This window comes from Nocardia sp. NPDC049737 (genome assembly GCF_040674755.1).
Classification (GTDB): Bacteria; Actinomycetota; Actinomycetes; order Mycobacteriales; family Mycobacteriaceae; genus Nocardia.
This window is the reverse complement of the sequence record NZ_JBFANH010000007.1, coordinates 258,977-280,163: the sequence shown is the minus strand read 5'-3', so window position 1 is coordinate 280,163 and position 21,187 is coordinate 258,977. Positions and strand designations below refer to the sequence as shown.

At 65.0% G+C, this 21,187-nt stretch carries 23 protein-coding genes; 7 read left to right on the top strand and 16 right to left on the bottom strand.

Annotated elements, in window-relative coordinates; translation table 11 throughout:
• Positions 1-462: 462 nt before the first annotated feature.
• Together AB0J47_RS12920 and AB0J47_RS12915 are read right to left on the bottom strand one after the other, a co-directional pair.
• Positions 463-951 (bottom strand): nitroreductase family deazaflavin-dependent oxidoreductase, encoded by a 489-nt coding sequence (locus tag AB0J47_RS12920; RefSeq protein ID WP_364344550.1) that lies wholly within the window; start codon positions 949-951, stop codon positions 463-465.
• 161 nt (positions 952-1,112) lie between these two features.
• A complete protein-coding gene (locus AB0J47_RS12915; RefSeq protein WP_364344547.1) occupies positions 1,113-1,274 on the bottom strand; it encodes a hypothetical protein in 162 nt (53 codons plus the stop codon).
• Between the two features lie 159 nt (positions 1,275-1,433).
• Between AB0J47_RS12915 and AB0J47_RS12910 the strand changes: the two genes are divergently transcribed.
• Complete coding sequence (locus AB0J47_RS12910) at positions 1,434-1,658, top strand: hypothetical protein (protein ID WP_364344544.1); 225 nt, start codon at positions 1,434-1,436, stop codon at positions 1,656-1,658.
• A 76-nt stretch (positions 1,659-1,734) separates the two neighbouring features.
• Here the strand turns inward: AB0J47_RS12910 and AB0J47_RS12905 are convergent, their stop codons facing one another.
• The 4 genes from AB0J47_RS12905 to AB0J47_RS12890 form a co-directional block, all read right to left on the bottom strand.
• On the bottom strand, positions 1,735-3,741 hold the full coding sequence (locus tag AB0J47_RS12905; protein ID WP_364344541.1) for a protein kinase: 2,007 nt from the start codon (positions 3,739-3,741) through the stop codon (positions 1,735-1,737).
• Positions 3,742-4,059: 318 nt separating this feature from the next.
• Positions 4,060-4,926 carry a hypothetical protein gene (locus AB0J47_RS12900; RefSeq protein WP_364344538.1) on the bottom strand — a complete coding sequence of 289 codons (867 nt, stop codon included), beginning with the start codon at positions 4,924-4,926 and terminating at the stop codon, positions 4,060-4,062.
• Positions 4,923-5,486 (bottom strand): hypothetical protein, encoded by a 564-nt coding sequence (locus tag AB0J47_RS12895; RefSeq protein WP_364344535.1) that lies wholly within the window; start codon positions 5,484-5,486, stop codon positions 4,923-4,925. Before AB0J47_RS12895 ends, AB0J47_RS12900 begins: the two co-directional genes overlap by 4 nt.
• Positions 5,487-5,550: 64 nt before the next feature.
• Positions 5,551-6,441: a DMT family transporter gene (locus AB0J47_RS12890; RefSeq protein ID WP_364344532.1), complete on the bottom strand. Its 891-nt coding sequence runs from the start codon at positions 6,439-6,441 to the stop codon at positions 5,551-5,553.
• Between the two features lie 62 nt (positions 6,442-6,503).
• Here AB0J47_RS12890 and AB0J47_RS12885 point away from each other — a divergent pair, with 62 nt between their 5' ends.
• Positions 6,504-7,415 (top strand): AraC family transcriptional regulator, encoded by a 912-nt coding sequence (locus AB0J47_RS12885; protein WP_364344529.1) that lies wholly within the window; start codon positions 6,504-6,506, stop codon positions 7,413-7,415.
• On the opposite strand, the gene AB0J47_RS12880 is transcribed toward AB0J47_RS12885, so the two are convergent.
• Together AB0J47_RS12880 and AB0J47_RS12875 are read right to left on the bottom strand one after the other, a co-directional pair.
• Positions 7,325-7,945, bottom strand: a complete 621-nt coding sequence (locus AB0J47_RS12880; protein ID WP_364344526.1) for a hypothetical protein — start codon at positions 7,943-7,945, stop codon at positions 7,325-7,327. The two genes, AB0J47_RS12885 and AB0J47_RS12880, sit on opposite strands and share 91 nt — an antisense overlap.
• A 43-nt stretch (positions 7,946-7,988) precedes the next feature.
• The gene (locus AB0J47_RS12875; protein WP_364344523.1) at positions 7,989-8,471 is read right to left on the bottom strand and encodes a MarR family transcriptional regulator; all 483 of its coding nucleotides are present in this window, start codon (positions 8,469-8,471) and stop codon (positions 7,989-7,991) included.
• A gap of 75 nt (positions 8,472-8,546) precedes the next feature.
• On the opposite strand from AB0J47_RS12875, the gene AB0J47_RS12870 reads away from it, so the two are divergent.
• On the top strand, positions 8,547-10,004 hold the full coding sequence (locus AB0J47_RS12870; protein WP_364344520.1) for an MFS transporter: 1,458 nt from the start codon (positions 8,547-8,549) through the stop codon (positions 10,002-10,004).
• 141 nt (positions 10,005-10,145) lie between these two features.
• Here AB0J47_RS12870 and AB0J47_RS12865 read toward each other — a convergent pair whose 3' ends face one another.
• A complete protein-coding gene (locus tag AB0J47_RS12865) occupies positions 10,146-10,874 on the bottom strand; it encodes a helix-turn-helix domain-containing protein (protein WP_364344517.1) in 729 nt (242 codons plus the stop codon).
• 106 nt (positions 10,875-10,980) lie between these two features.
• Positions 10,981-11,952, bottom strand: a complete 972-nt coding sequence (locus AB0J47_RS12860) for a WYL domain-containing protein (protein ID WP_364344514.1) — start codon at positions 11,950-11,952, stop codon at positions 10,981-10,983.
• A gap of 110 nt (positions 11,953-12,062) precedes the next feature.
• On the opposite strand from AB0J47_RS12860, the gene AB0J47_RS12855 reads away from it, so the two are divergent.
• Positions 12,063-12,716: a TIGR03086 family metal-binding protein gene (locus AB0J47_RS12855; RefSeq protein WP_364344511.1), complete on the top strand. Its 654-nt coding sequence runs from the start codon at positions 12,063-12,065 to the stop codon at positions 12,714-12,716.
• A gap of 43 nt (positions 12,717-12,759) precedes the next feature.
• Here AB0J47_RS12855 and AB0J47_RS12850 read toward each other — a convergent pair whose 3' ends face one another.
• From AB0J47_RS12850 to AB0J47_RS12835, 4 genes are read right to left on the bottom strand one after another with little or no spacing between them, the layout of a single operon-like run.
• Entirely contained in the window at positions 12,760-13,725 is a 966-nt protein-coding gene (locus AB0J47_RS12850) for a glycine betaine ABC transporter substrate-binding protein (protein WP_364344508.1), read from the bottom strand.
• Positions 13,722-14,501 (bottom strand): ABC transporter permease subunit, encoded by a 780-nt coding sequence (locus AB0J47_RS12845; RefSeq protein WP_364344505.1) that lies wholly within the window; start codon positions 14,499-14,501, stop codon positions 13,722-13,724. Before AB0J47_RS12845 ends, AB0J47_RS12850 begins: the two co-directional genes overlap by 4 nt.
• A complete protein-coding gene (locus AB0J47_RS12840) occupies positions 14,498-15,691 on the bottom strand; it encodes an ATP-binding cassette domain-containing protein (RefSeq protein WP_364344502.1) in 1,194 nt (397 codons plus the stop codon). The genes AB0J47_RS12845 and AB0J47_RS12840 overlap by 4 nt, the downstream gene beginning before the upstream one ends.
• Positions 15,684-16,334 (bottom strand): ABC transporter permease, encoded by a 651-nt coding sequence (locus AB0J47_RS12835; protein WP_364344632.1) that lies wholly within the window; start codon positions 16,332-16,334, stop codon positions 15,684-15,686. Before AB0J47_RS12835 ends, AB0J47_RS12840 begins: the two co-directional genes overlap by 8 nt.
• A gap of 372 nt (positions 16,335-16,706) precedes the next feature.
• Between AB0J47_RS12835 and AB0J47_RS12830 the strand changes: the two genes are divergently transcribed.
• The 3 genes from AB0J47_RS12830 to AB0J47_RS12820 all read left to right on the top strand — a co-directional run bounded on the left by AB0J47_RS12830 (position 16,707) and on the right by AB0J47_RS12820 (position 19,565).
• Complete coding sequence (locus AB0J47_RS12830; RefSeq protein WP_364344499.1) at positions 16,707-17,312, top strand: CHAP domain-containing protein; 606 nt, start codon at positions 16,707-16,709, stop codon at positions 17,310-17,312.
• A 237-nt stretch (positions 17,313-17,549) separates the two neighbouring features.
• Positions 17,550-18,677: a hypothetical protein gene (locus AB0J47_RS12825; RefSeq protein ID WP_364344496.1), complete on the top strand. Its 1,128-nt coding sequence runs from the start codon at positions 17,550-17,552 to the stop codon at positions 18,675-18,677.
• A 180-nt stretch (positions 18,678-18,857) separates the two neighbouring features.
• On the top strand, positions 18,858-19,565 hold the full coding sequence (locus AB0J47_RS12820) for a DUF1906 domain-containing protein (protein WP_364344493.1): 708 nt from the start codon (positions 18,858-18,860) through the stop codon (positions 19,563-19,565).
• A gap of 81 nt (positions 19,566-19,646) precedes the next feature.
• Here AB0J47_RS12820 and AB0J47_RS12815 read toward each other — a convergent pair whose 3' ends face one another.
• Positions 19,647-20,024: a hypothetical protein gene (locus tag AB0J47_RS12815; protein WP_364344490.1), complete on the bottom strand. Its 378-nt coding sequence runs from the start codon at positions 20,022-20,024 to the stop codon at positions 19,647-19,649.
• A gap of 194 nt (positions 20,025-20,218) precedes the next feature.
• Positions 20,219-21,013, bottom strand: coding sequence for a hypothetical protein (locus AB0J47_RS12810; RefSeq protein WP_364344487.1), 795 nt, complete (start codon positions 21,011-21,013; stop codon positions 20,219-20,221).
• Positions 21,014-21,187 lie beyond the last annotated feature (174 nt).

The following is a 21,187-nucleotide window of genomic DNA, read 5'->3' as shown; positions in this document are numbered from 1 at the left end:
CGGGCACAACGTGATCGGCCGTCCCCGGTACTCTGCCACCCGCGCGATGTATTCCGTTATGTCCCATGGGTGGGGGATCGGTACCAGGCGACCCAGCTCCTCGAATCGCGCGGCGCGATCCTCCATTACGCCTTCCCTCGTTGATCACGTCACCCATGCCGATATTGCGGTGAGCGTAGTCGCCTACGGAGCATTGCCGCGGAAGTGGCCTGTCGCGCAAGCATTCTGGCCAGCGCACCGAACGAGGATGCAGCTGGCGCGAATACGGAGCATCGAGGCTGCGCGGCTGCGCCTGGTGCAGCGCCATCATGCTGGCGCTGCGGGCGGCCATTCCTGCGGCTCGACATTTGCCGGCTTCACCGCGACGTCCTGATCCCAGTCGAATTCCGGGCCGATAGCGTTCACCCTGCCTGGCATTGCTCGATTGTGACCGACTTCGGCACTGCGCCGCACAGTAGGGGGTCAGTCGTGCGCGGTGCGGGGTTGGAGTATGACGACCGGGATTTCGCGTTCGGTCCATGCTTGGTAGGTGTCGAAGTCGGCGTAGGCGTCGACCAGCTTCGGCCATAGGCGCGCGCGTTGGTCCGAGTCGGCGGTTACTGCGCGCACAGCATGGCGTTCGCGGCCGATCTGGATGTGGGTCTCGGGGGCGGCACAAAGGTTGTGGTACCACTGCGGGTGTTTGGCGAGGCCGCCCTGGGACGCGACGATAACCGTGTCGGCGCGATCGGTGATGTAGAGCAGCGGCGTGGTGTATGTGCTCCCGGATTTCCGGCCTCGATGTTCGAGCAGCAGAGTCGGGACCGGCTTGCGGAATCCGGCACCGATGCGCCATTTTCCGCCGACGCGTCCACCGGTGCGTTGGTAGACCCAAACTTGGGCTTTACCTGTGTATTTGAAGATCTTCGGCAATACGGGGGAGTCGAGTTGTTTGGGGCGTGGAGGGGTCATAGTTTTCCTTCGATCCGGCCGAGGTAGCTTGACAATACATCTAGTCCTATGTGTATGGTCAAGCGATCGCGATGACCTCGGCGCGTCCGCGGCGCGGAACTTCGCACTTACCTCAGCACCCGGGGTGCCCCAGCACTCAGCTCCGCGGGGTAGCGCGGTAGTCAGTTGACGCCGAGCGGTGGCCGGTGCAGGACGAGTTCGGTGGTGTGGGTCCGGTACGCGGCGGGGGCGTCGTCCCGGTCGGCGACCAACCCGACACCGACGGCGAACCCCGTCGCGCCGCCTCCGACCACGGTCTTATGACCGACTGAATTTTGGAGCATGGGATATGTGCGGTGGCGTTCGTATGTGTGAGCGATTGGGAGTGCCGGAGTAGGATCGACCTGGTCGGGGACGGATTTTGTTCGATGCGAAATGTCGAGGATCGGACGGTCTGAATTGTAGAGTGCGTGCGCGATTCGTCATGGTTCGGAGGATTGATCATGTTTCGTATTTCGCTATTTATTGCTGCTGCAGCTGCGGTGCTGTTTCCGGTGAGTGCGCAGGCTGATCCGGATGATCCTGGGATGCCTTGTGGGGATCAGATGGTCATGAATACGCATCGGGAGTGCGTTCAGATCGGCAGCTTTTGTACGTTGTCGGATGGGATGATCATCGGGAATATTGGGCCCGACGGGCGGTGCGTGATTCCCGGTACGAATATTTGATTGTAAATCCGCTGTTGCACCTGATTCGAGTCAGGTGCAGGGGGTTTCGTGTCGGTGCGGGCGAAAGGTGATGGGGTCAGCGGCCTCTGGGGTATTTGGTTACTACGGTGCCGTCGGTGTTGGCGGCTAGGTAGGCGCCGCCGTAGTCGTCGGTCAGGTAGACCATGACGGTTGGCTGGTCGTTGTTGAAGGTCCAGGCTGGGTCGACGATTACGTAGCGCAGGGTGGGGGTGGGTATACCGAGGCTTTCGTCGGCGGTCCGGAATAGGTCGGGGAGGATGTCCCAGTTGATCGAGCTCAGCTTTACGGTGGCCTTGTCCGAGAGCGGGCCGCCCGCGCCCTTTCGGGTGGCTGTTCCGTCGCGATAGACGAACAGGTCGTAGAGGTCGGGTTTGTTTTTGACCGGTGCGCCGACGTTGGCATAGGTCGGATAGAACGTTGCTTCGTTGAATTCTTGGCTGCCGGAGACCTTTTCGAGCGCGGCTATGGCCTGCCGGATGCCGGTCGGGGTCAGGAGGTCGACGGCTTTGCCGGTTACGGGTGCTCCGGACGTCGGGAATGCGGCTCGGCTTGTGGCGGGGAATTCACCGGTCGTGGGGGGATTGCTCGGATTGGCCTGGTTGCCGGTCGAATCGGGGCGCAGGACCGCTATCGTGATCGTGGCGACGACGGCAACGATGACTGCGGCGGCCGCGAAGCCGGCGACGATCCCGCGTGAGAGTGGTTTGCGTGCAGGGGGATTCGTGAAGCCATGGGGGTACGTGGCGGGTGCCATGCCGCTGGGGCCGTGCAACTCGTCAACTGAGCCGGGCGAATTGAAGGCACCGGGGGCATTGCCCGCGCCTCGCGAATTGAATCCGCCCGGTGCATAGGGTGTGTCGGCCGCTCCGCGTGCGCTGAATGCGCCTGATGCGTTGCCCGCGTCTGGCGTGCTGAATCCGCCAGGCGTGTTGGGCGCGCTTGGCGTTTCGAATCCGCCGCGCGCATTTCCCGCACCGGGGGTGTCGAATGCGCTGGGAGTGCTGAAGCCGCCAGGGCCATAGGCTGGTGGGCTGACGGCGGCATGGGCCGCGCCTAGGGGGTTGGATCCGGCCGGCGCGCCGGCCGCACTCTGCCCGCCAAACCCACTCTGCCCGGCAAAAGCCTGCGGGCCACTGCCCGCCCCCGGTCCATCAATAGCCCCTGGACCCCTGCCTGCATCGGGTTCACCAAGAACTCCCGGCCCACTCCTCGCACCCGCCCCACCGAACACCCCCGGCGCACCGCCGAACCCAATCGCCTGCGCAAGCATCAGATCCACCTGCTCGGCACTCGGCCGACGATCCGGATCAGGCACCAACAGTGCCGTCAAAACCGCGGTCAACACCCCAGCCCGCTGCGGCGGCGGCACCTCCCCTCTGATGACGGCAGCAAGTGTGGCCACTGTGGACTCCCGCCGCATCGGGTGAAACCCCTCCACCGCGAAGTACAGCAGCAAACCGAACGACCAAAGGTCGGAGGCGGTGTGTCCCTCCTGGCCGCTGAGCCGTTCCGGCGCAACATAATCCAGCGAGCCGACCACGCTGCCGGTGGAGGTCAAACCGTTCATGCCGTTGATGGCGGCGATACCGAAATCGGTCAGGACCGGTGAACCGTCTTCGCGCAGTAGCACATTCGCGGGTTTGATGTCGCGGTGCAGTACACCGACTTGATGTGCGGCACGGAGGGCGGCGAGGATGCCACGGCCGAGGAGCACCGCTTGCAACGGCGGCATCGGCCCACCTGCCAGGTGATCGGCGAGACTTTGTCCGCGAACCAGTTCCATGACGATCCACGGATGTGCGACTTCGGGCGAATCCACGATGTGGTGGATGGCGACGACATTCGGATGACCGATCCGGGCCAGCGCCCTGGCCTCCCGCAACACCCGCTCGCGGTGCACGCCGGGCGAGCCTGCGCCATCCGTCTCAGCCCGCACTTCTTTGAGCGCGACCTCGCGATGCAGCGCGAGGTCATATGCGCGCCACACCGTCCCCATACCGCCGCTGCCGAGCGGCTCGAGCAACTCGAAACGCCCGTCGACCACTGCACGCTCGGAAATCACGGCGCAAGCCTATGGTATTGCCGCGCCCATGCGACATAGGTGTTTCACATCCATCATCCAGTGGAGATGAGACGGTCTAGTCCGGCGAGGATGTTGTCGCGCAGATTGGGCCAGGCGGTGTCGCGCGCCCGGGCTGACGCCCGCGATTTCGGCAACGCCGCGGGTGGTGGTCGCGGCGCAGCCACGGGTGATCGGGCTCTTTCCCGCGTCGGCGCACGCTGACGCCGTTGGCCCACAACCGATTCCGATACGAGAAGATTCCGGGCTCGATACAAGAGCCTGCAGCTGAACTCCTCCGCTGCCTCGGCCTGAACCGCGCTACTTCCCGCTGCCGACCAACTGGTCGAAGAAGGCGCGGTAGCTGCGCAGCGCCAGTCGCAGATCCTCGGTGTCGCCGTCCTCCTCGCGCGACCACAGCCGTTCCAGCGACTGCTTGCGCTCGGCCAGTGTGGCGGACAACTGCTGAACCGTCGCCATGACCAGATCGTCGGCCTGCGTCACCGCATCGTGGGGGTTGTCCACGAAACTGCCCTGCACCTGCCGCCATGCGGTGCGCAAGCGCTCAACATCGGCAGCATCGATGAGCGGCTGATCGCCGATCTCCTGTGGCCCTGTGGCAGCGCTCCCGCCTGCTGCCGCGCGTTGGTCTGCCGCTGTGCGTTGCTCTGCGGCCGTGCTCCTGCCCGCGGCTTCGCGCTGGTCTGTGGCCGCGTCTGTGCCTGCCGCGGTGCTCCCACCCGCGGCCGTGTGCTGGTCTGTGGTGGTGCCCCTGTCTGTGGCGGTGCCCTCGCCTGTGGTTGTGCGCTGGTCTGTGGTGGTGCCCCTGTCTGTGGCGGTGCCCTCGCCTGTGGTTGTGCGCTGGTCTGTGGTGGTGCCCCTGTCTGTGGCGGTGCCCTCACCTGTGGCGGTGCCCTCACCTGTGGCCGTGCGCTCGTTCGTGGCCGCGCTTTCGCCCGCCGGCGTGCGCTCGCTTGCGGCCGCGCCCTCACCCGCCGCCGCGCCCTTGCCCTCAGCCCCGCTGACCGCCGAGGTATCGCCGCCCCCACTCGCCTCAGCTTCCGATATCGGTGCCGGCCCATACGACGCAGCCGAATCGGTCTCGGTGCCAGTCCGTGTCGCGGTAGGCGAAACCCCCTCCGGTACTTCGGCTTCCAGATTCCGCCGCCGCTCCTGCTCCGTGCTCATCGCTTTGCATCCTTCCTGTCCTCCGGCGCGCCGCCGAGCAGGTCCTCGAACAACTCGCGGTACTGCACCACCGCGAAACGCATGTCCTCGGTGGAGATTCGGGTATCGGAGCGCCGGACCGCGATCTCGTGTGCGGCGCGATAGTGGCCCACCGTCGCCGCGTGCTCGACGGACAGGTCGGCCAGCTGCTGGTCATACCCTTCGGTGGGATAGCCGCGCTCGGCCATGATGTCGGCGACAAGCACATCGGCCGCCGTTACCGCATCCGCCGGAGCGTCGACGAAGCGTTCCTGCATCTGCGCCCACTCGGTGCGATACCGCTGTTTTTCCTGCTCGGACAGCTCCCGTATATCGAGTTCGGCGTGGCGCCGCTCCCGTCCGCTCAGCTCACGGTCAGTGGCCTTACGGCTGTCCAGCTCTTGCATGGTCCGGTCGTATTCGGGCCCGAACTTCTTGCGCAGTCGCCTTTGCCGCAGCATCGGCCAAGCCGCGACCACCAACCCGGCCGCGACCAGCACCACCACCACGACGACCACTATTGCTATTACTGCAGAAGACACCCGATCCTCCTAGCCCAGACGGTCGTGTCGTCCACGTAATGCCTCGCCAGCGGCCATCCAAACCTCAGGAACGCACGTCAACTGGCTCTGGCGCGGGCAGCGGTGCTTCGCTGCGAGTGTTCAGCCAGGCACCGATGAACATGAGCGCGGCGCCGAGCGCCTGCGTCGGCGAGATGGACTCCCCGAGCAACATCCATGCACAGCTGAGGCCGAAGGCGGGCACCAAAAACATGGCCGCGGAGGCGGTCGCCGGACCGATCTGACTCACCGCGCGGTAGTAGAGGACATATGCGAGGGCGGTGGGCAGCGCACCCAGATAGGCCTGATTGAGCCAGAATCCGAGGTCCAGCTCGGACCACCGAACGTCGGAGAGTTCGGGAGCGGCGATGAGTCCGAGCGCGAGTGTGCCCGCGGCGGTGGCGTACACGGTGACGGTCGGGGCGGACAACCGAGACAACAGTGGCGCTCCGAGCATCGTGTAACCAGCCCAGCAGGCCGCCGCCGCGAGGAAGACCAGATCGCCGAGCACTCGATGGGAGCCGGTCTCGGGGATGCCGAGAATGAACACGCCCGCGCCGGCAACGGCCACGGTCAGCCCGACCATTCGGATGCGCGACAACCGAGTGCGGCCGAGCAATGCCGTCACGGCGACCGTGAAAATAGGTGCCGCCATCGGAACAATCACGCTGCCGTCCGCGGCGGGAGCCAGGGCAAGCCCGAGAAAGAACAGAAAGTTGTAGCCGAATACGCCGACCAGCCCGATCCCTGCCGCGCGAGCGGCATCCGGGGCGGGTAGCCGCGGCGCCCGCAGCACGATGAGCAGCACAACCGTGCCGATCAGGAACCGCAGAAATCCGGCGACCGCGTGCGGCACCTCGTTCACCGCAAGTTTCGAGGAGGCGAACGCACTGCCCCACAACGCCATGACCAGTATCAATAGCAATCGGATACGCACAGCTCGATCATCGGCGGGGTTCGCGCCCGAGTATTGAACGCTGGTGCGGCGACAATGGACAGGTGACCGAGCGTGAATGGGTCGACTACCGGCGAATGGCGGACCGCTCGGTTGAGGTCATGCACGCGCATTTCGAACGGCACGTCTACGACCTGCACAGTCACGAGACGTATTCGTTCGGACTGACCGAATTCGGCGCACAGACCTTCGACTGCCGCGGCGCCACGCGCACCAGTGCCGCGGGCATGGTGATGGCATTCAATCCGGACGAGCCACACGACGGCCACAGCACGACCGAACTCGGATTCACCTACTGGATCGCGCATATCGGATCGGAGTTGATCACCGATCTGCTTTCCGACCGTGCGGGCCGCCCGATCGGTCTGCCATTGTTCGCCGACCCGGTGCTCCGCGATCCGGTGCTTTTATCGGCGCTGCGCAAGCTTTGTGCGAGTCTGATCGGCCCCGCGACCGAACTCGCCGCCGACGAGGCATTGGCCGCCTCGGTCGCGGCACTGGTGCAGCGCGGCACCCGAACGCCGACGAGAACCGCTGTGGTGCAGGCCGGTTCGGTAGCCGATATCGCGCGACGGGTCCGCGCCGTGCTGCACGATCGCCATCTCGATCCCATCTCCATGGACGATCTGGCCGAGGCCGCCGAATGCAGCAGATTCGCGCTGTATCGCGCCTTCCGCGCCAATTACGGTCTGGCGCCGAGCGATTACCAACGGCTGCTGCGCCTACGCACGGCTCGCAGATTGATCGTCGCGGGGCGACCGATCAGTCAGGCGGCGATCGAAGCCGGATTCGCCGATCAAGCTCATCTGACCCGCTGGTTCCGGCGCTGCTACGGCATTACCCCCGGCGTGTATTTCGAAGCGGGTCAGGGCTCGACGGGTTCGAGCGTCGCACCGGTGAATGTCACGAAATCCGGTCCCTCGGTGAAACTTTCGGAATCTTCCTCACCGATGTAGAGGTCCAGATGCCGTGGGCCGCCGAGTCCCGGCGTGAATTCGTCGCCGATCGTCCAAGTCGCGGCAGTGAATTTGCCGCATACGCTCTCGGGCCCCGCTGCTCCACAACCGGTGAGCCGCAACCGAGTTCCCGGTTCGATGCCATCTGCCGCGGCACTCTCGAAGGGATGCAGCGCCTCGCCTCGGGTGTCCCTCGGTTCGGTGTCGAGCCAGAAACCGACATCGTAGGACCAGTTCAGGTATTGACCCGCGTGCTCGCCGCTGGTGATCCGGCCGGTGCCCTCATCGCGCACCACATCGACGAAATCCTCTGGTAGCGAGCCGATTTCAACACTGGCATCGGTACATTCGAGATCGCTACAGCCGCGCACGGTTTCGAGTGGGCCGGAGTGATAGGACTCGACGGCGGTGTAGTACACCGTCACCGTCCAGCCGTTCCATTCATCGGCCTCGGTATCGAGTCCGCAGCCGACGGCGAGCGGCGACGTCACGAACAGCGACGCCGCGACCACCCCGTACCCGAACCTCACCGCAGCGATATTGCCCGACGTCGCGGGCGCCGCGCCACTCGCCCTAGTGGGCGGCGGGCGGGCGCGGCCACGGGTTCTCTTCGAGATGCTCTATCGACATATTGAACCGGGAGATGAGCCCGCTCATTTGCGTGATGTCGGCGACGGTCCAGTCGGCGACGACCGCGCCGATGCCCTCCTGACTCTGCTCGCGATCGGCGGCCACCAATTCCAGGCCCTTGGCGCTGGCGCGGATCTTGCGGGCAATACCGCCGTCCGGATCGGGAACGCGCTCGACCAGCCCCTGCTTCAGCATCGCGGCGACCTGCCGGTTGATGGTGGAGATATCGAGCTGGAAGGCCTCCGACAGCTCGCGCAGGCTCAGGGGAGCGTCCATTTCCAGTCTGGTGAGGATCAAATACGCCGATCGGTCGAGCTGGAATCCGGGCCGGCGCAGCAGCGAGGCCGGGAAGTGTCGGGAGAGTAGGGTCAGCTCGAAGACGAGGCGGGTGAGCGCATCGTCATCCTCGGGACCTGATTCGGACATGGCCCACACTATGTCGGCTGAATCACGCCGATTGCAAATTGTGCACGATACATAAGATATGTACCGTACATATTCATGTCTGTTGCCGCCGACGTGTCTTCGACCGTCACCGAGGACGACGCTGCGCGCCGCCCCACATCCGGTCTGCTCATCGCGACCCTCGGCATGGTCGGTGTCGTCGTCTCGCTGATGCAGACGCTGGTCATTCCGATCATTCCCACCCTGCCGACGCTGCTGGACACCTCGGCGTCCAATGCGTCCTGGGTGATCACCGCGACCCTGCTGGCCGGTGCCGTGGCAACCCCGATCAGTGGCCGACTCGGCGATATGTTCGGCAAACGCCGGGTGCTGTTCGCCAATCTGGTGTCGCTGGTCGCCGGCTCGGTGGTGTGCGCGCTGTTCTCCTCGCTGGTTCCCGAAATCATCGGGCGCTCGCTGCAGGGCGCGGCGGTCGGCGCGATCCCGCTCGGCATCAGCATCATGCGTGACGAATTGCCCGCCGAGAAGGTGGGTTCCGCGATGGCGATCATGAGTGCCACGCTCGGTGTCGGTGGTGCGCTCGGTCTGCCGCTGGCGGCGGCGATCGCGCAGAATGCGGACTGGCACATGCTGTTCTGGACCGCGGGCGGGCTCGGTGTCGTCTGTGCCGCACTGGTTTTCGTCTTTGTACCGGAGTCTCCGGTGCGCACGCCCGCTCGTTTCGATTTCGGTGGTGCGGTCGGTCTGTCGATTGCATTGTTGGCCTTGCTGATTCCGATTACCAAGGGCGCGGACTGGGGCTGGGGCAGTGCGAGCACGCTCGGCCTGTTCGCACTGTCGGTAGTGGTATTCCTCATCTGGGGCTTCTTCGAACTGAAGCAGCGCTCGCCGCTGGTCGACCTGCGGGTTTCGGCGCGGCCGCGGGTGCTGTTCACCAACTTCGCTTCCATCGCGGTCGGATTCGCGCTCTACGGCATGTCGCTGACCTTCCCGCAGCTGATGATGGCGCCGGAACAGACCGGATACGGGTTCGGGCTGTCCATGGTCAATGCCGGATTGGCGCTGGCCCCAACGGGATTCGTCATGATTCTGCTGTCGCCGGTCTCGGCGCGGCTGTCGGCGGCCCGCGGCCCGAAGGTCACGCTGGCGCTCGGTTCGGCGGTGATCGCGGTCGGTTATCTGTGTGCCGTGGTGTTGATGAACAGCGTCTGGGAGCTCATGATCGCGGCGATGATCGTCGCGGGTGGTGTCGGTCTGGCCTATGCCGCGATGCCCGCGCTGATCATGGGCGCGGTGCCGCTCACCGAGACCGCCGCGGCCAACGGCCTCAATTCGCTGATGCGCTCGATCGGCACCTCGACCTCGGCGGCGGTGATGAGCGTCGTGCTCGCCCATATGACGATGCAACTCGGCCCGCACGTGCTGCCCTCGCGCGACGGCTTCCACACCACATTCCTGATCGCCACGGCCGCGGCCCTGGTCGCCATCGTGCTCACGCTGGTGATTCCGATGCGCAAGGCAGCCGATGCCGCCGACAAGGCCGGGCACGCCTGATCATTCGAACGACGACGGGGCCGATCCGCAATGGCGAGGATCGGCCCCGTCGTCGTTCGATGGCCGGATCGAGCACCTGACCGGCCACGCATTCGGGCCGTTGAATGGCCACCTGGGTGACGAGCAGGCCGCCGAGGCGGATCAGTCGATCGGCACCAGCGTGTACATCCACCACGGCCGCCGCGGGAATTCGGACATGAAGACGTTCAAGATCATTCGGCGCGGTTCGCGGCGTGCCGGATCGCGCACGTGGATCCATGGCCGGGCGATATCAGCCGGTGCCACATCGGTGAGCCACAGTTGCTCCCACTCCGGCGCCGACCGGCAGGCAGAGATGATCTTGTCCAACCGCTCCTGCGGCACCAGGCCCGGTGCCATCATCCGCAGCGCGTACACCATCAGATGCGCTTCCTTGTGCCACTCGTGCACGGCTTGTCTGGCGTCCGGATTCAGCATCGTCCACTCGAGGATATTGTCGCCGGGCTCGAGCCCGGGAAATAGCCGCAGATAAGCGGAGTTCGCCGCGACCAGATCGAAGGTAGGCACGATCTGGAACCAGGCGGGCTGGGCGACGCTGCGCAAAGTGCGCAGATCGGTGGGCAGCGGCACGCTCGGCACGGGACCGTAGGTATCCGGAAACTGGCTCGCCTGCGTGAGGCTCACGATGTGGTCGCGGAAGAACACCGGTACACCCAGCGCATCGAACAACCGGCCCAGCGTTGCCGAGGTGGGCGCGACCACGCCCTGTTCGAAATCCTCGATCACCGACTGCGGGAATCCGGTGGCCACGGCCATCGCGGCGTGCGTGAGCCCGGCTGCTGCACGGCGCTCGCGCAGATAGCGGGCGATCGAAGGGCGGGTGTCCGCCATGGTGATATGCCTCCTGATTCCCTCGGGATCAAGAGCTGATCCACCGTTCACGTACCCGCTACAACCTAACTTCGACCGAAAAGCCTTGCCGCGACGTTGGATAACGCTAAGGTGCCAGTTCGACCGACTCGGTATAACGCCGTGCGAGGGTGCGCAGGTGCGCAACCAGTTCCGGCGGGCCCTCGACCCGGAAGTCCATCATGAGCATGCTCAGGTAGATGGCAATGGTCTCGAGGGCATCCGCGCCGGTCAGCAGGATGCAGGTATCGGCGTCGACGGCCTCGACCACGCCGACAGCCGGGTTTACCCGGGCGATTACCGTCTCGGCGGGTGCCAGGACCGTCACCCGGGCATGCACTTTCCAACCCGTGCTGGCGATATCGCGCATGACGAAGGCCACCAGGTCGTCATCGGGCAGCGACCGTGCGGCGAATCGGCGTGCCCCCGCGACGGCGCGCAGTATCTGGGCGACAGGAATCGCACGCCAGGAATGGGTTTCGAGGTCATAGGCGACCAGATACCAGCGGCGCTGCCAGTTGACCAGCCGGTAGGGCTCGATTTCGTTGTCCGCGTCGGCATCCAGGCCGATCTGCACGGTGGCGCCATCGCGGATGGCGCTCGCGAGCGTGGTCAGTATCGCGGCGGGGACCGGGGCATCCGGTTCGCGGGAGCCGGTGGTCGCCGGTCCGATGGCGGTCGCGTTGCGCAGCGCTGTCACCTTGCGCTGCAGGCGTTTCGGCAGGATCTGTTCGAGTTTGGCCAGTGCGCGGGCGGCATTCCCGGTGATATCGGCAATACCGGTTGAGCCGTCCTCGGTCAGGCCGATGGCCACGGCCACCGCGACGGCCTCATCGTCGTCGAGCAGTAGCGGCGGCATGGTGCTGCCGCGGCCGAGCCGGTAGCCGCCGATCGCACCCCGCTCGGCGTGCACCGGATAGCCGAGTTCGCGCAGCCGTTGGATGTCCTTGCGTAGCGTTCGGTCCGTGATGTCGAGCCGTTCGGCCAGCTCACGGCCGGTATGCGCGCGGTCCTGCAGCAGCGAGAGCAGGCGCAGAACTCGCGTTGTGGTGGCCGCCACCGTCGCCTCCGAAAATCTTTTTGGATTAAGCCGATGTATTAGGAACGAAACTAGCCTAATAGCTGCATAGGCTTGGTGACATCAGCAAGAAGGAAAAAGAAAGGCCAGTCATGAACATCACCACTGCCGCCGACGCCACCGCGACCCTGCGCCCCGTCTGGCGTGATGTCCTCGCCACCTCTTACCGCGCCCTGACCGATGTGGTCGCCGGTATCGGCGACGACCAGTGGCAGTTGCCGACCCCGTGCTCGGAATGGGATGTCACGCAGGTGATTCAGCACGCCGCAGGCGATCAGCTCGCCTTTGCCGAAGCGCTCGGTATCGGAATCGGCCCGGCCTACAACCCCTTCGACCCGTCCGGCGCCATCGAGGGCACCGCCGCCGAGTTGGTGCGCGATGCGGTCGAGCAGACCGAGACCGCTTGGGCTACCGTCACCGACGAGACCGAGACGGTGCCCACCCCGCTGCCGCACGGCGCGCTGCCGACCCCGGTCGCCGCCGTCATGTGCGCACTGGACGCGGCGGTGCACGCCTGGGATATCGCGATCGCTACCGGACAGTCGTCACCGTTGAACGACGAACTCGCCGAATACCTGCTCACTGCCGCGCGGACCACGAACCCAGCGCCCGGCGGCGGTCCGGAGGCGGAAATCGTTGAGCCGCTGCGTCAGTGGGGTGCGTACGCCGCAATCGTCGACGGTGCGCAGGACGACACGGCGGTCGCCGAGTTGCTGCGCTACCTGGGCCGCGATCCCCAGGCCTGATTCAAATGGGTCCGAGTGTGCAAAGTGTGCGCTCGGACCCATTTCAGCGAGCCGTGACGAACCCTTCCGCCACCATCCAATCCCGCGCTACTTCAGCGGGTTCGCGGCCATCCACGTCCACCTGGCGGTTCAATTCGGTGATCGCCTCATTGGTCAGCTTCTTCGATATCGGTGCCATGATGTCGGCGACCTGTGGATGCGCATCGGCGAAAGACTTCCGCATCACCAGTGCCGCATTGTATTTCGGGAAGAAGCCCAGATCGTCCTTCAGCAAGACGAGCCCGAGCGCCGGAATCCGGCCGTCGGTGGCGGCGACCGAACCGAACCGGCACTGCTTGGCATCTGCGGTCGCCTGATAGACCACCGCATCCTGCACGATCTGCTTGTGCACCTTGCCGGTATCGATCCCGTACTTGCGCGCCATCCCGGGATAACCATCTTGGCGCACATTGAATTCGGTGCCGACGCAGGTCGCGGCGGCGGCCGGATCAGTGGCGATCAGCCGGGCGTAGTCGGACAATGTGACAACACCGGTCTCCTTCGCGGTGTTGGCGCTCATCACCAGCGCGTAGGTGTTGTTCATCGGGGCCATATCCGTCCACACGATGCCGTGCGCGGCCAGATCCGCGTCGCGAACCGCCTCGAACTGCCCGACCTCATCCGGAACCGGTGTCTCGTTGCCGAGATAGTTGATCCACCCGGTACCGGTGTATTCGTAGGAGATGTCGATCTGCCCGTGCAGTTGGGCATCGCGAACACTGTTGGAGCCCTGGATATTCGTCAGATCGCGGACCTGCGCGCCCGCCGCCGAGAGCGCGAATTCGATGAGATATCCGAGGATGTTCTGCTCGGTGAAATCCTTGGAGCCCACCGTAATCGACACCCCGTCGAGCTCCGGTACCGGACGAATACTGCCGGGACCCACCCGCAGCGGCACCGCGCTTCCGGACTGTAATCCGCAGGCGCTCAACACGAATACGGCCGCAACACCCAGTACCCACGCCCTCACTTCAACCCCCTCGGCCCCAAGTACTGTTCGGCCAACGCGCCCAGCCAATCGACGAGCAGCGCTAGCGCGACCGCGAGTACGGCACCGACCACCAGCGTGACATTATCGCGCAGCTTGTACCCGGTATCGATCAGAATGCCGAGGCCACCCGCGCTCACCAGGAACGACAGCGTCGCGGTGCCCACGGCGAGCACCAGCGAGGTGCGCAGCCCGGCCAGGATATAGGGGATGGCGAGCGGAAATTCGATGCGGCGCAATACCGTCAGCGCCGACATGCCCTGGCCACGTCCGGCATCGATTACCGCCGGATCCACCTGCTGGTAGCCCAGGATCGTATTGCGCAGCACCGGAAGTAGCGAATAGAACGCGATCGGCGCGACGCCGATCCAGAAGCCGGTGGTGCGGGTGGCGAGGTAGAACAGCACGATCAGACCAATCGCAGGAGCTGCGGCGCCGATATTGGCGATCCCGACGAAAAGCGGTGCCAGGCGGCGGTATCCGGGCCGCGTGAGCAGTGTTCCCAGCGGCACCGCCACCGCGACGACGATCACCACCACTGTCGCTGTGATCAACACATGCTGCCAGGTGACGGTCGCGATATTGGATACGCTGATGCTGGCCTGCTGGGTGGCGGTGAGATCGCGCCGGAAGGCCCACACCAGCACACCCGCCGTCAGTACGAGCACGAGCGCCGGTTGGACCAGCAGCCGAATGCGTTCGGCCCGCCGCAGTGTCGTCGGCGATGCCGTGGCCGGTGCGGTGGTCGCCGTGGTCATGTCGTCGCATCCGTCTCCGCGCCCGCATGCGTGGCGCGCATGGCCGACAGATGGCTGACGAGCGTATCGATCGTGATCAATCCGGCGTATTCACCGCGTCGGCCGGTGACGACCGCGGTCGCGGTCTGCTCGGCCAGCAAGGCCTCCAACGCATCCTGCAGTGTCGACTGCAGCGATAACTGCTCACCGACCGGAGATCCGATATCACGCAACGAATTCGCGTGTGCGAGTTGTTCACTCGAAATCCAGCGCAGCGGCCGCTGCTGGGCGTCGAGAATCAGCGCCCACGGCCAATCTCGTCCGGCCAGCGCGGCACGCAGGCTGTCGACCGAATCGGACTCCGGGGCCGTCGGGCAGCCGCCGAGTTCGACATCGCGGACCCGGGTGAGGGTGAGTTGCTTGAGCGAGGCATCCGCGCCGACGAAACCGGCCACGGTCTCATCCGCGGGATCGGCCAGGATCGCCGCCGGGGTGTCGTACTGCAGAATACGAGATTGGCTGCCCAGCACCGCGATTCGATCGCCGAGCTTCACCGCCTCATTGAAATCGTGGGTGACGAACACAATGGTCTTGCCCAGTTCGGATTGCAGACGTAGCAGCTCGTCCTGCAACAGGCCGCGGGTGATCGGATCGACCGCGCCGAACGGCTCGTCCATCAACAGCACCGGCGGATCGGCCGCCAACGCGCGGGCCACCCCGACGCGCTGCTGCTGACCGCCAGAAAGCTGCCTTGGATAACGATGGCGATAGGTGTCGGGATCCAGGCCGACCAGCCCGAGCATTTCGTCGGTCCGCGCGGCGACCTTCTTGCGGTCCCAGCCGATCAGGCCGGGCACTGTCGCAACGTTTTTCGCGACCGTCAGATGCGGAAACAACCCGGCCTGCTGGATGGAATAGCCGATGCCCCTGCGTAATTGGTCCGGATTCACGCCGGTGACATCGTGTCCGCCGATCGTGATGGTGCCCGAGGTCGGTTCGATGAGGCGGTTGATCATCCGCATGGTGGTCGTCTTACCGCAGCCGGACGGCCCGACGAGGACGACGATTTCGCCCGCTGGAATGGTCAGCGAAACTCGGTCGACAGCCGGATCACGTTGGCCCGGATAATGTTTGGTGACCTCGTCGAGCACGATCTCGACGCCGGATACCGTCGATGCCGTACTGTCGCCGCGGATTTCGGTATCAGTCACGTATTCCCCTCGAGGTGGTGAGTCGCCCGACGATGACGAAGATCCCATCGAGGATCAGCGCGAGTACGACGATCAGGATCGTGCCGACAAGCGCCTGCGGCACCGCATTCGGACTACCGAGCCGGGCCAGGCCGGAGAAGATCAGATTGCCGAGTCCAGGTCCCTTGGCATAGGCGGCAATGGCCAGAATGCCCATGATCATCTGGGTGCTGACCCGCATCCCGGTCAGTATCGATGGCCAGGCCAGCGGCAATTCGATGCGCGCGAGCACGCGCAGTCGATTCATGCCGACTCCGCGCGCGGCATCCACAATCGCCGGGTCTACCGAGGCCAACCCGATTATGGTGTTGCGCAGAATCGGCAGCAGGGCATAGAGCACCAGCGCGGTAATCGTCGGCCCGACACCGAGTCCGAGGAACGGAATCAGCAGTCCGAGCAGCGCGAACGACGGGACGGTGAGTATGGCACTGGCCAGCGCCGTCGCCACCGAGGAACCGAACGGGCTGCGGTAGACCAGCACTCCGATCAGCACGGCCACGATCGTCGCGAGCAGTATCGACTGCACCACCGCCGAGACATGCAAATACGAATCGGTGACCAGCTGTGCGCGCCGATGCACTACGAACGTCCACAATGTGTCCAGGGCCGTACCTCCGTTCGTGAAACGTGTCAAAAGGTGCGGCACGCTTGCACGACCTGACGAATTACTCCACCAGGGTTGGCCTGCAACCGAAGTCGCAGGTCTGCTCGTGGCAATACCGCCGCCCGGCAACGCCAGGTCTTACATGGTCTCCATCGAGCTTCAACGTCCGACGCAACTCGCCTAGACAACCTACAAAACGATTGCCCGACATGCGGTTTGGTTTTCACCGCATCCCAAGTCCACCGCAGATTATCACTGAATGTCATGCGCTGACAGGAATTCGGAACAGTCGCCGACCTCGACCACATCCGCGGGAACCGCGGAGCGATCTCGTTCGTCCTAATGATCAAGATTTGAATCCTGGAGGGGAGCATGTCGGTGCATGAGGTGGCCGAGCGGCGACGGTATGTGTGGCCGGTGCTCGGCCTGCTTGTGGTTGCGCTGGTCGCGGCCGGTGTGGTCGGGGTGCGCTGGTGGCAGGACCGCGCGCAACCCGCGATCGCCGGTGATCGCTTGACCGCATTTCCCGCGATCGACAGGTCCGGGCTGGACCCCGTCCAGGGGCGGATCGTCGCGGTCCTCGAACGGGAATTCAAAGCACCGGGTGAGGGCTCGAAGTACGCCGAGGGGTCCGACGAACCGTGGTGCGCCGACTTCGTGAGCTGGGTGCTGCGGGAGGCGGGTGCGCCGCTGGCCAATCCGAATTCCGGATCGTGGCGGATTCCGGGCGTGTACACGCTGCAGGAGTACTACCAGGGCGCGAATCGCTTCGCGCCGCTCGGTTCGGGATATCAGCCGCGCACCGGTGACGTGCTGCTATACGCCGAGGGCAGCCCCTTCAGCCAGCACACGAATTTCGTGCTCACGGCCGCGAACGGGACCGTGACGACCATGGGCGGCAATGAATTGGGCGAGGTCGCGATCCATCGTTTCGCGCTGACGGAGGTTCCGGGGGTGGTGGGATTCGGCCGTTTGTGAATAGTGTTGGTACTTAGCCGGTCTTCCTAGTGGCTACGCATTGTCGGCGGTCCTCCGCTAGCACTTACCATTGACTAGGCGGCGCCCGGCAGCGCCGTCTTTCGGTCCCTGTCCTGCTACCCCCTCATCAGCAGGACAGGGACCCCTGGGTGGGGACATGTCGGCCCGACCTCGCCGAAATCTGCGTCGCGTACCGTGTCGGTTGTCCGTTGAGAGGTGAGGGTTTCGGAAACTCTGATGCTGCCAATCGAGGAAAAGACCGATGATCCGGTGTGGATCGACTACGCCGCCTTCGGGGAACGGTTCGTCACCCACGCGGTGACAGCCGAACGAATCGAAGCCGCGGTCTCCGCGATGACCGATCACGGCGTCGCCATCGGCCCGTTCTCCCTCGGACCAGTGGGTTTGGCCGGATTCATGGCCGAGGGCAAGGTGGGCAAGCCGGTTATTCTGCGCAACGGACCGCATGTCACCTTCGAGCTGACCGTGCCACTGACGATGTCGGTGAAGGTGCTGCTCGGCGGCCGGAAAATGCGGCTGGAGGCGGTCGCCGAAATCGATCTGACGCTGCATGCGCGCACCGCGGACCCGCTGCTCATCGTCATCGATATCCCGCCGATCACCGCGCGTGACGTCAGCTTCGTGCTGCGTGCACAGGCCATCGACTCGGCCTGGGAATGGTTGCTCGATCCGATCGCCGGGGTGGTGCAGCGCGAGGTCGCTAATCGAGTGAATGCGATGCTCGCCGAACCACAGGCCCGGCGCGGCCGGGTCTTCGACGTCGAGGCCATCATCAGGGGCGTCCGTTCCGAGCACGTCGACCAGACCGGATTCGACTGGATCGGCTATGACGAATTCGGACATCAGTTCTTCTCCCGCATTGTCACCCGCGATCGGGTCTTCGAATTCGTGGAGCGGATGGCGGGCCGCCCGATCGAGGTCGGGCCGCTACGCACCGGACCGCGCGACTCCGCCACCGTCACGGTGCAGGGCAATATTCGAACGCCGCAGTTGACGGATCGCTCGGACGAGCCGGTGTCGTTCGATCTGACACTGCCGGTGAGCCTGGATATCACCGTCGATGTGCTCAAGGCCAACCAATACCGCGCCGATGTCGAGATTCCACTGGTGCTCACAGCGCGGGCGGCCGATCCGCTGCTCATCGTCGTCGATGTGCCACCGCCCGCACCCGATGACCTGCGGCTCGAGTTCAAGGCACGTGGAATGCGGGCGGCGACGCTTGGTGCGCTGGCCGGTATCAAAAAGCAGGTCATCGCGCAGGTCGCCGGGGTGGTGCGCGACGAGCTCAGCGACAGTGCGGGTCGCACGATCGATGTCGCGGCGCAGCTCGACAGCATCGCCTAGAACCAGCCCTTTACCAGTGTGGCAAGTGTGAAGTCCTGTTTCCAGTGGGTCTAGCGGTTCCAATGTGAATATGGTGAAATGAGTGCACGTTCGAGGCTCCCGGCGCGTGAGTGAACCTTGGGGAAGGTGCGCCGGGCACGCTACCTGTCCATGGTCGAGGTTGCGCGAAGGAGTCCTGCGATGCGTTCCATTTCTGTGTCTCGCCGCCAGCTGTTCGCCTACACCGCCGCGGCCGCCGCCGTCGGAATCGCCGCGCCCCGCGCTTCGGCCGCCGGTGTGCTCGGCACTCTGATCGACTACGCGGGTGGCGTTCCGTCCGCGGACGCGATCCTCGATGACGGTCACCTCGGCGTCATCCGTTACGTCTCCGATCGTCGTCCCGGCGCCGAATGGATGGAGGGGAAGCCATTGCGCGCCAAGGAGGTCGATCAACTGCACGCCGCCGGGCTGACGATCGTGTCGAACTACCAGTTCGGCAAGGGCTCGACAGCCGACTGGCGCGGTGGCCTGGAGGCGGGCAAGAAGCATGCCGATCGCGGCCTGGAACTGCATCTGGCCGCGGGCGGTCCGGAGGACCGGCCGATCTACGCTTCCATCGACGACAACCCGACCCCGACTGATTTCGCGACCATGATCGCGCCGTACATCCTCGGCTGGGAGTCGGTGCTCGGCAAACAGAACGTCGGCATCTACGCCAATGCGCCGACCATCGAACTGGCACGGTCCGCGGGCCTGGGTTCCTGGTACTGGCAGCACAATTGGGGCACACCCAAGGGGTTCGTACACCCCGCCGCGCACCTGCACCAGATCGAGATCGACAAACGCGCCATCGACGGCATCGGCGTAGACGTCAACAACATCCTCGCCGCCGAATACGGCCAGTGGTGAACTAGTTGATCAAGATCAAGTGGAACTTTGGCGGAGGCTTCTCGGCCGATGCCACCTCGGATTCCACCTGGTCTTGATCCGTCAAGTCTGGCAGTGGCAGGTGGGGGCGAGGCGAAGTTCGGGTTCGTCATCGGGGACGACGCGGAGGGTGGGGCGGTTGTCGGGGGCTTCGTGGTCGCCGCGCCAGGAGAAGAGGGACCAGCGGGAGATGCCGGAGAAGGCGGAGCCGAGGCTGCCGATGGAGAAGGACGAGATCGCCGAGCCGAAGGATCCGACGGCCCCGATGGACAGCACCGAGCCGACGCTGCCGATCGAGAGGATCGAGTAGGCCGAGCCGATGGACAGGATCGAGCCTTCGGAGCGGAAGGACAGAATCGATCGGCGCGATCGTCTGCTCCGGATCGAATGAGCCGAGCGGATCGTGGGACGGGACCGAAGCGAATTATCGACAGTCGCCATGTGTTCGGTCTACCACAGTTCAGGGCGCTACGCAGTTACCGAACGATTCGACGGTGTGTATCGAAACGTTTCGCTACAACAGATTTCGTAAGGACACGGGTAACTTGCCGGGCACGGGCTGACCGCATACGTCTTGCCGCCGGCCGGTTACCTTCACACACCTGAATTCGGCGCCTGAAGGTAACCGGAGGAGCCTAGGCGACGGTGAAGAAGCCGAGCGTCGGCAGGAACGAGCAGGTCCGCGGGTCGGCGTCATCGGCCTTGGTGGTCAGCGAACCGCCGACGACCGCGACGACCCGGCCCGAGCCGGTGTTGACGATCGCCGAAAGCGTAGCCGGACCATCCGGGTTGATATGCGCCTCGTCGGTCAGCTGCTGGACGCCGGACTGACGGGTGTCGAGATTCAGCCACTGGACCGTCATCGGCGGATTCTGCTCCGGCGTCGGCGACTTGGTGCCGAGTGCGGTGAATACGAATCCGGTCTGACCGGCCTGCGGTCCCGGCGGCGGCAGCTCGGCCGGGCCGGGCACAGCCAGTGCGGTGCCGATCGAATCGGCGCCGGGGCCGATGCAGCCCTTGCCGATGGTCGGGTAGAGGAACTGGGCGATGGCCGGGCCGCCCTGCGGGACCTCCGGGCCGCCGCCACCGCTGCCGTCCAGGAAGGTGATGATCCGTTCCAGCGTGGACTTGATCTGCGGCGGCAGGTTCAGCGCATTGAGCAGCGCCCGGACCTGGTCGAGGATGGCGTTCTTCGGGGCATCCGCGATGGGCTTGGCATCGGCAGGCCCGGCGATGGCGCCGACGATGGCCGGGGCCAACGAGGCGAGCGTATCGATCGGGACGCCCTCGGGAACCATCGGAATGGTGTTCCTCGGTGCAACGGGCGCGGGGGCCGGTGCCGCGACTGCCGTCGACGGCGCAACGAGCGACGCGCTCGCTGCGATGGCGAGCGCGGACAAGACAATCCGCGATCCTCGGGTGCGAAGCACTGGTCTAGCCGTCCTTAACCTCGGGTACATCAGGAGCGATGCAAAAAGCCATCGTTTCGGGGTCACTCTAGGGACATGACCGCCGTGTTGTACAGCTGCCGTGCCCCTATTTCTGTTGTGGACGATCAGTGTTATCAGACGCTAGCGCTTTCCCGCTGTTACCAGAGTGAAAGT